General features: G+C 69.8%; 12 protein-coding genes. 11 read left to right on the top strand and 1 reads right to left on the bottom strand.

Annotated features, from left to right (window positions below; all coding sequences use genetic code 11):
• Positions 1-398: 398 nt before the first annotated feature.
• From ngcE to QIY60_RS02810, 10 genes are all read left to right on the top strand, one after another.
• Positions 399-1,853 carry an N-acetylglucosamine/diacetylchitobiose ABC transporter substrate-binding protein gene (gene ngcE / locus QIY60_RS02855; protein ID WP_283140968.1) on the top strand — a complete coding sequence of 485 codons (1,455 nt, stop codon included), beginning with the start codon at positions 399-401 and terminating at the stop codon, positions 1,851-1,853.
• Between the two features lie 58 nt (positions 1,854-1,911).
• A complete protein-coding gene (locus QIY60_RS02850; protein WP_283140967.1) occupies positions 1,912-2,838 on the top strand; it encodes a sugar ABC transporter permease in 927 nt (308 codons plus the stop codon).
• Entirely contained in the window at positions 2,835-3,749 is a 915-nt protein-coding gene (locus tag QIY60_RS02845) for a carbohydrate ABC transporter permease (RefSeq protein ID WP_283140966.1), read from the top strand. The genes QIY60_RS02850 and QIY60_RS02845 overlap by 4 nt, the downstream gene beginning before the upstream one ends.
• A gap of 216 nt (positions 3,750-3,965) precedes the next feature.
• Positions 3,966-5,165: an ROK family transcriptional regulator gene (locus QIY60_RS02840; protein ID WP_283140965.1), complete on the top strand. Its 1,200-nt coding sequence runs from the start codon at positions 3,966-3,968 to the stop codon at positions 5,163-5,165.
• A 120-nt stretch (positions 5,166-5,285) separates the two neighbouring features.
• Positions 5,286-6,401 carry a sugar ABC transporter substrate-binding protein gene (locus QIY60_RS02835; protein ID WP_283140964.1) on the top strand — a complete coding sequence of 372 codons (1,116 nt, stop codon included), beginning with the start codon at positions 5,286-5,288 and terminating at the stop codon, positions 6,399-6,401.
• Positions 6,402-6,599: 198 nt separating this feature from the next.
• Positions 6,600-7,388 carry an ATP-binding cassette domain-containing protein gene (locus QIY60_RS02830; protein WP_101390667.1) on the top strand — a complete coding sequence of 263 codons (789 nt, stop codon included), beginning with the start codon at positions 6,600-6,602 and terminating at the stop codon, positions 7,386-7,388.
• Between the two features lie 56 nt (positions 7,389-7,444).
• Entirely contained in the window at positions 7,445-8,725 is a 1,281-nt protein-coding gene (locus QIY60_RS02825; protein ID WP_283145801.1) for a sugar ABC transporter permease, read from the top strand.
• Between the two features lie 214 nt (positions 8,726-8,939).
• Complete coding sequence (gene dxs, locus QIY60_RS02820; RefSeq protein WP_283140963.1) at positions 8,940-10,886, top strand: 1-deoxy-D-xylulose-5-phosphate synthase; 1,947 nt, start codon at positions 8,940-8,942, stop codon at positions 10,884-10,886.
• A gap of 163 nt (positions 10,887-11,049) precedes the next feature.
• A complete protein-coding gene (locus QIY60_RS02815; protein ID WP_283140962.1) occupies positions 11,050-12,525 on the top strand; it encodes an amino acid permease in 1,476 nt (491 codons plus the stop codon).
• A gap of 140 nt (positions 12,526-12,665) precedes the next feature.
• Positions 12,666-14,138 (top strand): glycosyltransferase family 39 protein, encoded by a 1,473-nt coding sequence (locus tag QIY60_RS02810; protein WP_283145800.1) that lies wholly within the window; start codon positions 12,666-12,668, stop codon positions 14,136-14,138.
• Here the strand turns inward: QIY60_RS02810 and QIY60_RS02805 are convergent.
• Entirely contained in the window at positions 14,102-14,509 is a 408-nt protein-coding gene (locus tag QIY60_RS02805) for an NTP pyrophosphohydrolase (RefSeq protein ID WP_283140961.1), read from the bottom strand. The two genes, QIY60_RS02810 and QIY60_RS02805, sit on opposite strands and share 37 nt — an antisense overlap.
• A gap of 160 nt (positions 14,510-14,669) precedes the next feature.
• Between QIY60_RS02805 and QIY60_RS02800 the strand changes: the two genes are divergently transcribed.
• The gene (locus QIY60_RS02800) at positions 14,670-15,833 is read left to right on the top strand and encodes a hypothetical protein (protein WP_283140960.1); all 1,164 of its coding nucleotides are present in this window, start codon (positions 14,670-14,672) and stop codon (positions 15,831-15,833) included.
• Positions 15,834-15,845 lie beyond the last annotated feature (12 nt).

Below are 15,845 nucleotides of genomic sequence, written 5' to 3'. Positions count from 1 at the left end.
GTGTCAAGGGTGTTGAGGGGGAATGGCCTGGGCGTTTCGCGGCGCCGCGAGAGTGTCGCGGGGGTCCGGCCCACCGCGCTCCGCCATCAGATATCCAAGAGGTCTCAACTCGGGAAAGGATGCCGTCCAACCATGCTTTCGATCTTGCTCAGTTGACGGAAAGTGGACTATACCTGTCGGCGTCCGCTCCGCCGGGAAGCCGGCGGGCTCGGGGGACGGGGGACGTCGGGGAAGCAACGGCACGTCATCCTCCGCAATGTCCGACGTATCCGCTGCGTACCCTGCACTACCCAAGCTTCAGCACAACTGACCGCGGTGGCGGGGCCCTTCGCCTGCAGGCGATTCGGTACGGGCGACCGGTACACCGCCTGAGTCCTGGAGAAGGCGAGGACTTGAGCATGGGATCCACCTCCGCCCACGACAGCAATGAGGGCCTGGGCCGTCGCGATCTGATCAAGCGGTCCGCGGCGCTCGGTCTGATCACCGTTCCGGCGATGGGCTTCCTGTCCGCCTGTGCGAGCAGCAGCGACGACAGCCCCAAGGAAAAGCCCACCGGCGGCCCCAAGACCGCCAAGAACCCGCTGGGCGTCAATGAGTCGGCGGCTCTCGACGTCGTCATCTTCGACGGCGGTTTCGGCACCAAGTACGCCACCGACGCGAACGCCGTGTACCAGAAGGCGTTCCCGAAGGCGAAGATCAATTTCCACAAGACCCAGAAGATCCAGTCGGAGCTCCAGCCCAAGTTCAACGGCGGCACCCCGCCGGACCTGATCGACAACTCGGGCGCCGAGCAGATGGACATGGGCGTCCTGGTCGGAAAGAGCCAGCTCACCGACCTGACCCCGCTCCTGGACGCGCCGTCCATCGACGACCCGAGCAAGAAGGTCCGCGACACGCTGCGGCCCGGCATCGTCGAGATGGGCCAGTTCGACGGCGACCCGTGCTGGATCTTCTACTACGCGTACACCGTGTACGGCGTCTGGTACTCGCAGACCGCGCTGGACAAGCTCGACGCGAAGTACCCGGAGACCTGGGACGAGATGCTCGCCCTGTGCGAGAAGGCCAAGAAGCAGGGCATCGCGGGCTGGACCTACCCGGGCAAGTACCCGTACTACCTGCCGTTCTCGCTCTACCCGTTCATCGCCAAGATCGGCGGCCGCGAGGTCCTGGACGCCATCGACAACCTGGAGCCGAAGGCCTGGGAGCACCCGGCCGTCAAGGCCGCGTTCGAGGCGTACTACGAGCTCTTCAAGAAGGGCTACATCCTCCAGGGCACCCCGGGCATGACCCACATCCAGTCGCAGACCGCCTGGACCAAGGGTCAGGCGCTGTTCATCCCGAACGGCTCCTGGGTGGAGAACGAGGCCGCTCCCACCACGCCCAAGGACTTCAAGATGATGGTGGGCGCGCCCTCCAGTCTGGACGGCAACGACAAGATGCCGTTCGGCACCCTCTGGGCGTCCGGCGGCGAGCCGTTCATCGTCCCGGCCAAGGCGAAGAACCCGACCGGCGGCATGGAGCAGCTGCGCATCATGCTCAGCGAGGCCTCCTCGAAGAACTTCACCACCCAGGTCAAGTCGCTCTCCGCGTTCAACGGCGGCACGGACGGCCTGGCCCTGTCGACGGCCCTGCAGTCCGGTGTCGACGCGCTGAAGAAGGCCGGCACCAACGTCGTCAACCCGCGGCTCCAGGACTGGTACGTGAAGCTCCAGAAGGAGCAGATCGGTGTCGCCGGTCTCGGCGAGATGATGGCGGGTCGCGCGACCCCGGCCGAAACCATCAAGAAGATCCAGGGTTACGCCGACAAGGCCGCCCAGGACCAGAACATCAAGCACTACAAGCACAAGAAGTAGCGGCAGTGGTCCAGCGTCACCAGCGGCGGCACCCGCTAGAAGATCGGGGTCGGTAACCATGCAACACGGCAAGTACCGGTTCATCGTGGGATTTCTGGTACTCCCACTGACGTTGTACTCACTCTTCGTCATCTGGCCGTTCATCCAGTCCATCTACTACTCGTTCACGGACTGGACCGGTCTGAGCCCGGACTTCAAGATGGTCGGCTTCGACAACTACAAGCGGATGTTCGACGACGACATCTTCTGGAAGTCGTTGCAGCACAGTCTGCTGTTCGTGCTGCTGCTGCCGCTGGTGACGCTGGGTCTCGCGCTGTTCTTCGCCTTCATGCTCAATGTCGGGGGGCGGCGCCGAAAGGGCGCCGCCATTACCGGAGTGCGCGGCTCCGGCTTCTACAAAATCGCCTACTTCTTTCCGCAGGTGCTCTCGATCGCGATCGTCGCCCTGCTCTTCCAGTTCGCGTACAACCCCAACAACGGCGTGATCAACTCCGCGCTCAAGGGGGTCGGTCTCGGCAGCGTCCAGCCGAACTGGCTGGGCGACCCGGATCTGGCGCTGTACTGCGTGATGGCCGTGCTCGTCTGGTCCACGGTCGGCTTCTTCGTCGTCCTGTTCTCGGCCGGAATGGCGTCGATCCCCAGGGACTTCTACGAGGCGGCGCTGCTCGACGGCGCCAGCCGCTTCACCACGTTCTTCCGGATCACGCTGCCGCTGCTCTGGGACACCGTGCAGTCCGGCTGGGTCTACATGGGCATCCTCGCCCTCGGCGCCGAGGCGTTCGCCTCGGTGCAGATCATGACGGTGGGCCCGGGCGGCCCCGACTACTCGACCACGGTCCTGCCGCTCTACGTCTATCAGTCGGCGTTCCGCGACGGTCAGGCCGGATACGCGACCACGATCGGTGTCGCGCTGCTCGTCGTCACGCTGCTGTTCGCGGCGGTCGTGATGCGACTGGGCCGGCGCGAGCGGCTGGAGTTCTCATGACCACTGACACCTCGACCGCCGACCTCGCCGAGGAGGGCCCGCCCGTGGCCAAGCAGGCGGCGCCCGCGAAGAAGGAGAAGAAGGGCGAGGGCGCGGTCCTCAACGTCTTCTCGCACGGAGTGCTCATCCTCTGGGCGTTCATGGTCGTCATCCCGCTGCTGTGGGCGGTCATGGCGTCCTTCAAGGACGACAACTCGATCCTGTCCACCCCCTGGGCGCTCCCGGACAAGCTGCACTTCGACAACTGGTCGCGGGCCTGGACCCAGGCCCATATGAGCGACTACTTCCTCAACACCATCCTGGTGGTGGGCGGCTCGCTCATCGGCACGCTGCTGCTCGGCTCGATGGCCGCGTACGTCCTCGCGCGCTTCGACTTCCCGGGGAACCGGTTCATCTACTACCTGTTCATCGGCGGGATGAGCTTCCCGATCATGCTGGCCCTGGTGCCGCTGTTCTACGTGATGAACAACCTGAGCCTGCTGAACACGACGCACGGCCTGATCCTGGTCTACATCGCGTACTCGCTGCCGTTCACGGTCTTCTTCCTCACCTCGTTCTTCCGGACGCTCCCCACCTCGGTCGCCGAGGCGGCGATGATCGACGGCGCCTCGCACACCCGCACCTTCTTCCAGGTGATGCTGCCGATGGCCCGTCCGGGTCTGATCAGCGTGGGCATCTTCAACTTCCTGGGGCAGTGGAACCAGTACATGCTGCCGACGGTCCTCAACACGGACCCGGACAAGCGGGTGCTCTCCCAGGGCCTGGTCGAGCTCGCGACCAGCCAGGGGTACAAGGGCGACTGGTCCGGCCTCATGGCGGGCCTGGTGATGGCGATGCTGCCGGTGCTCGCCGCGTACGTCGTCTTCCAGCGCCAGGTCGTCGCGGGACTCACCGCGGGGGCGCTCAAATAGCGGTACGTCACGCTCCGCATCCACCACGGGACCGCCCGTCGGCGACACGCCGACGGGCGGTCCCGTCTATGTCCCACTGCTCAGGTCTTGACGGGAGACAACCCGAAAGGCTCAGCTTAGAGTTCACATGTTGGAGATAGGGCGGGGCCTCAAAGCTGCGGTCCCGTGCGGGGGCGGCCGTCGTGCCGCCTGCCTACGGCAGGAGTGGATGAGTCGATGGAGACTCCGGGGTCGCAGACGTCACTGCACCGGGCCAATCTGGAGCGGGTCGTACGCGCGGTGCGCATGGCGGGCTCGCTCACCCAGGCCGAGATCGCCAGGACCACGGGCCTCTCTGCGGCCACGGTCTCCAATATCGTTCGTGAACTGAAGGACGGCGGAACCGTCGAGGTCACGCCCACCTCGGCGGGCGGCCGCCGGGCCCGCAGCGTCTCGCTCAGCGGCTCCGCGGGCATCGTCATCGGCGTCGACTTCGGCCACACCCACCTGCGCGTCGCGGTCGGCAACCTGGCCCACCAGGTGCTCGCCGAGGAGGCCGAGCCGCTCGACGTGGACGCCTCCTCCGCGCAGGGCTTCGGCCGGGCGGAAGAGCTGGTCACCCGGCTGATCACGGCCACCGGCATCGGCCGGGACAAGGTCATCGGGGTGGGCCTGGGCGTGCCCGGACCCATCGACGTGGAGTCCGGCACGCTGGGCTCCACGGCCATCCTGCCGGGCTGGACCGGCATCAACCCCCGCGAGGAGCTCTCGGGCCGCCTCGGCGTGCCGGTGTACGTCGACAACGACGCCAACCTGGGCGCCCTGGGCGAGCTGGTGTGGGGCAGCGGGCGCGGGGTCAAGGACCTGGCGTACATCAAGGTGGCGAGCGGTGTCGGCGCCGGTCTGGTGATCGACGGGCAGATCTACCGGGGCCCGGGCGGCACGGCCGGCGAGATCGGGCACATCACCCTGGACGAGTCGGGCCCGGTGTGCCGCTGCGGCAACCGGGGCTGCCTGGAGACCTTCACGGCCGCCCGGTACGTGCTGCCGCTGCTCCAGTCCAGCCACGGGGCCGATCTGACCATGGAACGCGTGGTCCAGCTGGCCCGCGAGGGCGACCCGGGGTGCCGGCGCGTCGTCGCGGACGTGGGCCGCCACATCGGCAGCGGTGTCGCCAACCTCTGCAATCTGCTCAACCCCAGCCGGGTGGTGCTCGGCGGCGATCTGGCGGAGGCCGGTGAGCTGGTCCTGGGGCCCATCAGGGACTCCGTGTCGCGGTACGCCATCCCCAGTGCGGCGCGCCAGCTTTCGGTCCTTCCGGGTGCTCTCGGCGGCCGCGCCGAGGTGCTCGGCGCGCTGGCTCTGGTACTGAGCGAAATGGGCGATTCGACCCTGCTTGAGAGTGCTCTCCCGGCCGGGGCTCCTGCCTTCACTTAGATAACGGATGGCACCGTTGTCATCTCGTTAAGGATTTACTCCTTGACGGTGGCCCTGCAGCCGAGTTGACTTCCAGCCACCTCGGCCGCAACGTCGCGGCCTCGTCAGGGAGGTTCCAGAATGAACACGCGTATGCGTCGTGCCGCCGTGGCCGTGGCCGCCACCGCGATGGCCGTCTCTCTCGCCGCCTGTGGAAGCGCCAAGGAGTCGGGCGACAAGACCAAGGAGTCCGCCGGTTCCAAGAAGGGCGACGCGATCAAGATCGGTCTGCTCCTGCCGGAGAACCAGACCGCGCGTTACGAGAAGTTCGACAAGCCGCTCATCGAGAAGAAGGTCAGCGAGCTGACCAACGGCAAGGGCCAGGTCGTCTACGCGAACGCCAAGCAGGACGCGACGACGCAGACGCAGCAGGTCGACACGATGATCACCAACAAGGTCGACGCTTTGATCGTGGACGCGGTGGACTCGAAGGCGATCGCGGGTGCGGTGAAGAAGGCCAAGGACCGGGGGATCCCGGTCGTGGCGTTCGACCGTCTGGCGGAGGGGCCGATCGACGCGTACACGTCGTTCGACAACGAGCAGGTCGGGCATGTGCAGGGCAAGGCCCTGGTCGACGCGCTGGGCGCGAAGGCCAAGGACGGCCAGATCGTGATGATGAACGGCGCGATCACCGACCCGAACGCCGCGCTGTTCAAGAAGGGCGCGCACGCCGAGCTGGACGGCAAGGTGAACATCGGCAAGGAGTACGACACCAAGGAGTGGAAGCCGGAGAACGCCAACGCCAACATGGAGGGCGCGATCTCGGCCCTGGGCAAGGACAAGATCATCGGCGTGTACTCCGCCAACGACGGCATGGCCGGCGGCATCATCACCGCCCTCAAGGCCGCCGGTCTGCCCAAGCTCCCGCCGGTCACCGGCCAGGACGCCGAACTCGCCGGAGTCCAGCGCATCGTCGCGGGCGAGCAGTTCATGAGCGTCTACAAGCCCTACGTCCAGGAAGGCCCGATCGCGGCCGAGATGGCCGTCGCGCTGGCCAAGGGTGAGAAGCTGGACTCGATCGCGAAGTCCAAGGTCGACAGCCCGACCACCAAGGGCGTCCCGTCGGTGATCCTCCCGGTCGTGTCGCTGACCAAGGACAACATCAAGGACACCGTCATCAAGGACGGCATCTACAAGGCCGACGAGATCTGCACCTCGAACTACAAGGCCGCCTGCGACGCGCTCGGCCTGAAGTAGTCCCCCGCCGGAACCCCTGCGCACGCGCTGTGCGCGGGGCCCCGGCCCCCGAAGCCCCTCCGGCGCCCCGCCCTCCTTCTCAGCCCCCGCTATCGGGCGGGGCGCCGGACGGAACGCTTCTTCTCCCCGTTCTCTTCTGCTCAACCTCCGCGCCCCCTCCTCGGGCGCGGCATCCCCGCCGGTCAGGCGGCGAAGGAGATGGTTCACGTGTCCGCTACGCCCGTGCTGGCGTTGCGCGGGGTCTCCAAGCGGTTCGGTGCCGTTCAGGCGCTCACCGACGTAGAGCTTGAGGTCCACGCCGGTGAGGTGGTCGCCCTGGTGGGCGACAACGGAGCCGGAAAGTCCACCCTGGTCAAGACGATCGCCGGGGTGCACCCCATCGATGACGGCGTCATCGAGTGGGAGGGCCGCGGCGTACAGATCAACAAGCCGCACGACGCCCAGGCGCTCGGCATCGCGACCGTCTACCAGGACCTCGCGCTGTGCGACAACATCGACGTCGTCGGCAACCTCTACCTGGGCCGGGAGCTGCGCAAGCGCGGCATCCTCGACGAGGTCGAGATGGAGCGCCGCTCGCGCGAGCTGCTGACCACGCTGTCGATCCGCATCCCCAGCGTCCGCATCCCGATCGCGTCGCTCTCCGGCGGCCAGCGCCAGACCGTCGCCATCGCCCGTTCGATGCTCGGCGAGCCCAAGCTCGTCATCCTCGACGAGCCGACCGCGGCCCTCGGCGTCGAGCAGACCGCGCAGGTCCTCGACCTGGTCGAGCGGCTGCGCGAGCGCGGCCACGCCGTCATCCTCATCAGCCACAACATGGCCGATGTGAAGGCCGTCGCGGACAAGGTCGCCGTGCTGCGCCTGGGCCGCAACAACGGCGTCTTCGAGGTCAAGACCACCTCGCAGGAAGAGATCATCTCCGCCATCACCGGCGCCACGGACAACGCCGTGACCCGCCGTGCGGCGCGCAACGCGGAGGTTCAGAAGTGAGCACCGACAAGACCTCCCCCGTGGACAAGGCAGCGGCGGCCGACCCGACCGCGCCCATACACCTCGACAAGCCCCACGAGGCCCCCGTGGACGCGCCGCCGGCCGCGGGCGAGGCGGTCACCGCCGTCGACCCGCGCCTGCTCGTGCGCGAGCAGGGCTTCGCGGGCTACCTCTCCGAGTTCAAGCGCAAGATGAAGGCGGGTGACCTCGGGTCGCTGCCGGTCGTCGTCGGCCTGATCGTCATCATGGCGATCTTCCAGAGCCTGAACTCGAACTTCCTGACCGCCGGCAACCTCTCCGACATCAGCGTCGCCATGGTCGGTACGGGCATGATCGCCACCGGCATCGTCTTCGTGCTGCTGCTCGGCGAGATCGACCTGTCGGTCGGCTCGGTCAGCGGTGTCGCGGGCGCCACCTTCGCGGTGCTCAACGTCACGCACGGCATGGCCGAGTGGCTGGCCCTGGTCCTGGCCGTCCTGACCGGTACGGTCGCGGGCGCCATCCACGGCTTCGTCTTCGCCAGGATCGGCGTCCCCGCGTTCGCCGTGACCCTGGCCGGTCTGCTGTTCTGGAACGGCTTCATGCTCCAGGTCCTCGGCAGCAACGGCACGATCAACCTGGACTCCGAGGGCCTGGTCGCCAAGCTGACCAGCTACTACTTCAGCGATGTGGCGGCCGCGTACGGCCTGGCCGCGGTCGCGGTGGTGGCGTTCTTCCTCACCTCGTTCCTCGACAGCCGGCGCCGCGAGGCGGCCGGGGTGCCGTCCCGGCCGCTCAGCGAGATCGTGCTGCGCACGGTGCTGCTCGCCGTCCCGGCCGTCGGCGCCGCCGCCGTCTACAACCAGTACAAGGGCCTCCCGCTCGCGGTGGTGCTCTTCCTGGCGGTCCTGGTCCTCACCGACTTCGTGCTCCGGCGCACCGCGTACGGCCGCAAGGTCTTCGCGCTGGGCGGCTCCATCGAGGCCTCCCGCCGGGCCGGCATCAACGTGGTGATGATCCGCACCTCGATCTACGCCATCTCCGGCACCTTCGCGGCCATCGGCGGCCTCTTCCTCGCCTCGAAGATCACCGCGGCCAACCAGGGCGCGGGCAGCGGCGAGCTCCTGATGAACGCCATCGCGGCGGCCGTCATCGGCGGCACCAGCCTCTTCGGCGGCCGCGGCCGCACCTGGAACGCGCTGCTCGGTGTGCTGGTGATCACCTCGATCCAGTACGGCCTGGCCCTGCAGGGCATCGCCTCGCCGATCCAGTACATGATCACGGGTGGCGTACTGCTCGCGACCGTCGTGATCGACGCGGTCACCCGCAAGACCCAGAAGTCCGCGGGCCGCGCCTGACCCGCGGCCCACACCCCCTCGCGCTCCTTGCGGGGCAAGGGGGAACCCCGGACGTGCCCGGTGCCCTCGCGGCGCCGGGCACGTCTGTGCGCGGGCGCGGATGTCAGCCATTCGCGTGACGCGGAACGCACCGCCCGATGACCGCCGTCGCGGACGGAACATTAGACTCGGCCAAATCGGCATGCTCGACCAGCACGGATGCAAGGAGGCACGGGTGCCGCTGCTTACCCGTATCAGGGGACCGCGCGATCTCGACCGGCTCAGCCCGGAGCAGCTGGACCAGCTGGCCGCTGAGATCCGGACCTTTCTCGTGGACGCGGTCTCCAAGACCGGCGGGCACCTCGGCCCCAACCTGGGCGTCGTGGAGCTCACCATCGCGCTGCACCGCGTCTTCGAGTCGCCCAAGGACAAGGTCCTGTGGGACACCGGCCACCAGAGCTATGTGCACAAGCTCCTCACCGGCCGCCAGGACTTCTCCAAGCTGAAGATGAAGGGCGGGCTCTCCGGCTACCCGGCCCGCGCCGAGTCCGAGCACGACTTCATCGAGAACAGCCACGCCTCCACCGTGCTGGGCTGGGCCGACGGCCTGGCCAAGGCCAACGAGGTCCTGAAGAAGGACGACCACGTCGTCGCGGTCATCGGCGACGGCGCGCTCACCGGCGGCATGGCCTGGGAGGCGCTGAACAACATCGCCGCCGCCAAGGACCGCCCGCTGGTCATCGTGGTCAACGACAACGAGCGCTCCTACGCGCCGACCATCGGCGGCCTCGCCAACCACCTGGCGACCCTGCGCACCACCGACGGCTACGAGCGCTTCCTGGCCAAGGGCAAGGACCTCCTGGAGCGCACCCCGGTCGTCGGCAAGCCGCTCTACGAGACGCTGCACGGCGCCAAGAAGGGCCTCAAGGACTTCATCGCCCCGCAGGGCATGTTCGAGGACCTGGGGCTGAAGTACGTCGGCCCGATCGACGGCCACGACATCGAGGCCCTGGAGTCCGCCCTGACGCGCGCCAAGCGCTTCGGCGGTCCGGTCATCGTGCACTGCCTCACCGAGAAGGGCCGCGGCTACCAGCCCGCCCTGGCGGACGAGGCCGACCGCTTCCACGCCGTCGGCAAGATCCACCCCGACACCGGCCTGCCGGTCTCGACCTCCGGCCTCGACTGGACCTCGGTCTTCGGCGAGGAGATGGTCAAGCTCGGCAAGGAGCGCGAGGACATCGTCGCGATCACCGCGGCCATGCTCCAGCCGGTCGGGCTCGACAAGTTCGCCAAGGCCTTCCCCGAGCGGGTCTACGACGTGGGCATCGCCGAGCAGCACGCCGCGGTCTCCGCGGCGGGCCTGGCCACCGGCGGGCTGCACCCCGTCTTCGCCGTCTACGCCACCTTCCTCAACCGCGCCTTCGACCAGGTCCTGATGGACGTGGCGCTGCACAAGTGCGGGGTGACGTTCGTCCTGGACCGGGCCGGGGTCACCGGCACCGACGGCGCCTCGCACAACGGCATGTGGGACATGTCGATCCTCCAGGTCGTCCCGGACCTCAGGATCGCGGCCCCGCGCGACGCCGACCAGGTGCGCGCCCAGCTGCGCGAGGCCGTCGAGGTCGAGGACGCCCCGACCGTGGTGCGCTTCTCCAAGGGCGCGGTCGGCCCGGCGGTCCAGGCCGTCGGCCGGATCGGCGGCATGGACGTGCTGCGCCGCCCCGAGGCGGACCTCCCCCATAGCCTTAAGGGCATGGGAGGTGCCCCCACGGACGTGCTCCTCGTCTCGGTCGGCGCGCTCGCCCCGATGTGCCTGGAGATCGCCGACCTGCTGGACGCCCAGGGCATCTCGACCACCGTGGTCGACCCGCGCTGGGTCAAGCCGGTCGACGAGGCGCTGGCGCCGCTCGCCGAGACCCACCGGGTCGTCGTCACCGTCGAGGACAACAGCCGCGTCGGCGGTGTCGGCTCGGCCGTCGCCCAGGCGCTGCGCGACGCGGGCGTCGACGTGCCGCTGCGCGACTTCGGCATTCCGCCGCGCTTCCTCGACCACGCCTCCCGCAAGGAGGTCATGGCCGAGATCGGGCTGACCGCGCCGGACATCGCGCGCCAGGTCACCGGCCTGGTCGCCAAGCTCGGCGGCCTGGAGAGCGAGAGCGCCGTGGAGCCCGCGCGCGACTGACGAAGGCGCCGGTGAACAGCCGGCGACCGGTCAATGGGCCGGTCCGATCGCCCTGTACGGGTGGTTGGACCGGCCCATCCGCGTGAATTACCGTTGCTGCCCCGTACCCGTACCGCGTCTCGTCCCGATCATGGCGGGGACATGAGCTAGCGGAGGTGCACAGGTGGCTGGTACCGGTCTCTTTCGGACCAAATCTATTGAGAAGTCCATCGCGGACACAGAGGAGCCGGAGCACGCGCTCAAGAAGTCGCTGTCGGTCCTCGATCTGACGGTCTTCGGCGTCGGTGTCATCATCGGCACCGGCATCTTCGTCCTCACCGGCAAGGTCGCCAAGGAGAACGCGGGCCCGGCGGTCTCCCTCGCGTTCGTGGCGGCCGGCGTCGTCTGCGCGCTGGCGGCGCTCTGCTACGCGGAGTTCGCCTCCACGGTCCCGGTGGCCGGGTCCGCCTACACGTTCTCCTACGCCTCGCTCGGCGAGCTGCCCGCCTGGACCATCGGGTGGGACCTGGTGCTCGAATTCGCCCTCGGCACCGCGGTGGTGGCCGTCGGCTGGTCGGGGTACGTACGCTCGCTGATGGACAACGCGGGCTGGCACCTGCCGGACGCGCTGGCCGGGCGCGAGGGCGCCGACGGCTTCGGCTTCGACATCCTCGCCGCCGCCCTCGTCCTGCTGCTGACCGCGATCCTCGTCCTCGGGATGAAGCTCTCCGCGCGCGTGACCTCGGTCGTCGTGGCCATCAAGGTCACCGTCGTGCTGATCGTGATCATCGCGGGCGCCTTCTTCATCAAGTCCGAGAACTACAAGCCGTTCATCCCGAAGGCGCAGCCGCAGGAGGCGGGGGGCAACCTCCAGGCGCCGCTCATCGAGCTGATGTCCGGGTACGCGCCCACCAACTTCGGTGTGATGGGCATCTTCACCGCCGCCTCCGTCGTCTTCTTCGCCTTCATCGGCTTCGACATCGTGGCGACCGCCGCCGAGGAGACCAAGAACCCGCAGCGCGACATGCCGCGCGGCATCCTCGGCTCGCTCTTCATCTGCACCACCCTGTACGTCGCCGTCTCGGTCGTCGTCACCGGCATGCAGCACTACTCCAAGCTCTCCATCGACGCCCCGCTCGCCGACGCCTTCAAGGCCACCGGGCACCCCTTCTTCGCGGGCGTCATCAGCTTCGGCGCCGCCGTCGGCCTCACCACGGTCTGCATGATCCTGCTGCTCGGCCAGACCCGGGTGTTCTTCGCGATGAGCCGCGACGGGCTGCTGCCCCGCTTCTTCTCCCGCGTCCACCCCAAGTACCGCACCCCGCACCGCCCGACCATCCTGCTCGGCGGGCTCATCGCGGTCCTCGCGGGCTTCACCAGCCTCAGCGAACTGGCCGAGCTGGTGAACATCGGCACCCTCTTCGCCTTCGTCATCGTCGCGGTGAGCGTGGTCATCCTGCGGCGCACCCGGCCCGATCTGCACCGCGCCTTCCGCACCCCGCTGGTGCCCTGGGTGCCGATCCTGTCGGTGGCCGCCTCGCTGTGGCTGATGCTCAATCTGCCCGCCGAGACCTGGCTGCGGTTCGGGATCTGGATGGCGATCGGCTTCGTCGTCTACTTCCTGTACGGGCGGTCCCACAGCCGCATCAACGCAGAGTGACGCCCACCGGTTCCCGGAGTTGATCGCGCGGCCCCGTATGTCCCGCTTCGGCGAGAACTGCGGGGCCGGATAGCGTGCACCCCGTGCACCGTACGTCCACCGACTCCCTCGTCCCGTCACACTCCGTACGCACGTCACGGGTGCCGCGGCCGCGTGCGGAGCCGGTGCCCGGGCGCGGCGCCGGATACTGGACGCGGCTGCTGCCCGCGCTCGCCGCCCTGGCCGTACTGACCCGGCTGCCCTCCTTCCGGCATCCCCTGTGGAACCCCGATGAGGGCTATCTCGCCGTCCAGGCCCGCCAACTCGCCGCCGGGGGAGCGCTGTACGACACGGTCGTCGACCGCAAGCCGCCGCTCCTTCCCTGGCTGTACGAGGCCGCCTTCGCGGTGTTCGGCGACACCTCGCTCGGCCCGCTGCGGGTCGCCGCGGTCGGGGCGCAGCTGCTCACCGCGGTGCTCCTCGCCTCCACCGCCCGGCGCCGCTGGGGCGACCGGGCGGGCCGGGCCGCGGGCGTGCTGCACCTGCTCGTCTCCGTCGGCCTCAACCCCGAGGACACCCAGGCGGCCACCTTCGAGGTGTTCATGCTGCCCTTCACGGTCGCCGCCGTGCGCTGCGCCGACCGGCGCCAGTGGGCCCGCGCGGGCCTCGCCGTCGCCGGGGCCTTCCTCACCAAGCAGACCGGCGGCGCGGCGCTCGTCCCGGTGCTCTGGCTGATGTGGCGCACGGCCCCGCCGCGCCGCTCCGCCCTGCTGCGCACCGGCGCCGGGCTCTGCGGACCGGTGCTGCTCGGCGCGCTGCTCACCGGCCCGGCCCGGTTCCTGTTCTGGACGGTCACCGGATCCGGCGCCTACGCCTCCTTCACCGGCTCCGAACTCCACGTACTGGCCCGGGGGTTGGTCAACACCGCGCTCCTCGCGTTCGCCTGCGCCGGTCTCCTTCCGCCGGTGGTGCGGGTGCTGCGGATCGCCAGGACCGGCGCCGCGGACGTGTGGCTGTGGCTCGCCTCCTCGGCCGGGGCCGTCCTCGCCGGCTTCCACTTCTTCGGCCACTACTACCTCCAGCTCGTCCCCCCGCTGGTGCTGCTCGCGGCGGCCGCGCTGCAGATCCTCCCGCCGCACCGGCTGACCGGCGCGCTGCTCGCGTCGGCCTGCACCTGCGCGCTCTTCCTCGCCTGGGGCCTGCTCGCCCCGCGCCCCGAACTGGCCCACGCCGAGCGCCTGGCGGCCGCCGTACGGGCGCGCTCGGCGCCGGACGACCCGGTCCTGGTGTGGGGCATACACCCCGAGACGTACTGGCTCTCCGGCCGCGCCCCCGCCACCCGCTATCTGACCGCCGGACTGCTCACCAACTACAGCGGCGGCCGCGACGGCCCCCAAGTGGGCGAGAAGTACGGCGTGGAGGGCTCCTGGCCGGTCTTCCGCACGGAGCTGACCGCGCGGCCGCCCGTACTGATCGTCGACGACTCCCGGGGCGCGCCGTACGCCCCCGAACGCCTGCCGAGCCTGCGCCGCCTGCTCGCGGCCCGCTACGAGCCGCTGGCCGGGACGGTCGACGGGGCGGTGCTGTACGTACGGACTCAGCCGTCCGCGCCCTCTACGCCCCCGGCGGGATGACGCACCGCCCGCGGCCCCACGCACCGCGCCCCGTGCGCCTCCACCCGGCGGCGCAGCTCGCGGTCGGCCGTCACCACCAGGCAGGGGCGGTCCGGGGCGCGCCCGGCGGCCAGCTCCACGATCCGGTCGTCGCCGCTGCCGGGCGCCGAGTCCACCCGTACGCCCGCCACCGGCTCCACCCCGCGGGCCGCGCCCTCGACCACCAGGACCAGGTCGACGGGGCCCGGAAAGCCCGGCAGACCGGTCCCGGCGTAGCCCACCAGGCGGTCGCGCAGGCGCTCCGCGGCGCCGCGCCGGTCGCGCCACCAGCCGTCCGGCACCGAGCCCACCACATTGGCCGCGTCCACGATCACCAGCGAGGTCGTCCCCATCCCGGCAGCGTGCCACGGGAGCCGGGAAAATCGCACGTCGGGCGGGGGAAATCCCGCGAATTCCGGGCCCGGGAGCGAGTGTTATTGTCGCTGGAGTCTCATGGTGTGTCGCATCTTGCCGCTCATCGCGGATCTGGTAGGGAAAGGTGGTCGGTGAGCCATGGCGTTCAAGCCTGCGCGTGCATCGAAGGGGCAGGCGGGCCGCGAGCACGAGACCCCCACCGCGGCACCCGCCGCCGTCACCGCGCCCGGCCTCGTCCCCTCGCCCGCCCTGCCCGACGGCTCCCCGGCGGTCACCGGCTGGCTGCTGCGCGGCAAGGACGGACGGCTGACCGCTTACGCGCCGGGCGCGGGCGGTGTGCTCCGCTGGACCGAGACGCACCCCGGCGGCCCCGAGTGGACCGGCCCCGAACTGGTCGCCCCGGCGACCGGGCTCGACCCGCGCCTGACCGTCGCCCAGGGCGCAGACGGCTATGTGCACCTGCTGGCCCTGCGCCGCACCACGACGCCCGCCGGTGAGTCCAGGACGGACGTCGTGCACGCCATCCAGTACCAGTCGGGCCGCCCGGTGAAGGACTGGTACCCGATGGGCACCCCCTACCGCGACCAGGAGAAGGCCGCGAAGGTCGGCCACCCGGCCGCCGTCGTGGACTCCGCCGACAATCTGAACGTCTTCGTCCGCAACGCCGGGGGCGGCGTCTGCGCCCGTGGCCAGCTGTCCTCCGGCAAGTGGGGCAACTGGAAGGACCTCAAGGGCTCCGGCTCGTACGGCACGATCTGCGCGGGCGCGTCCGAGGGCGGCCGCGTCGAGGTGCTGGCCCCGGCCAAGCGCGGAGTGATGCGCTGGGCGAGGAGCACGGGCGGCGGCGAATACGAGCAGGTGCCCGACCTCAAGCTCCAGGTGGCGGACGGCTCGGTGAGCGCCCAGCACACCGGGGAGGGCCGGATCACCTTCTTCTGGCGCGAGGCCGAGGGCGGCGACGTGCACGCCTTCCGCGCCGACGACCCTGCCGTACCGCTCGGCGGCGCCGCGAACGGCCCGGTCGCCGTGCTGCGTACGCCGGTGGACGGCCACGACTGCACCCTGATGGCCCAGCGCGGCCCCGACGGCCGCCCGGCGCTCGCCGCCTACCCCACGGAGGCCGAGTCGGCCGGCGCGGTGTGGGCCTCCACGGGCGAGGTCTGCGCGGGCGTACCGGCGCTGGCCACCGACGCCGCCGGGCGGGTCGTCCTCGCCGCCTTCGGCACCGACGGACGGCTGCGGATCACCCGTCAGAAGACCAACGAGCCGGGCCTGGCCCTGGAGCCCTGGACGGTCGTCTGACCCGGGCGCCCG

The sequence above is a fragment of the Streptomyces sp. BPTC-684 genome (assembly GCF_030028635.1).
In the GTDB taxonomy this organism is placed as follows: domain Bacteria; phylum Actinomycetota; class Actinomycetes; order Streptomycetales; family Streptomycetaceae; genus Streptomyces; species Streptomyces noboritoensis.
The sequence above is the reverse complement of the archived record's forward strand: the minus strand, read 5'-3'. Positions and strand labels throughout refer to the sequence as shown.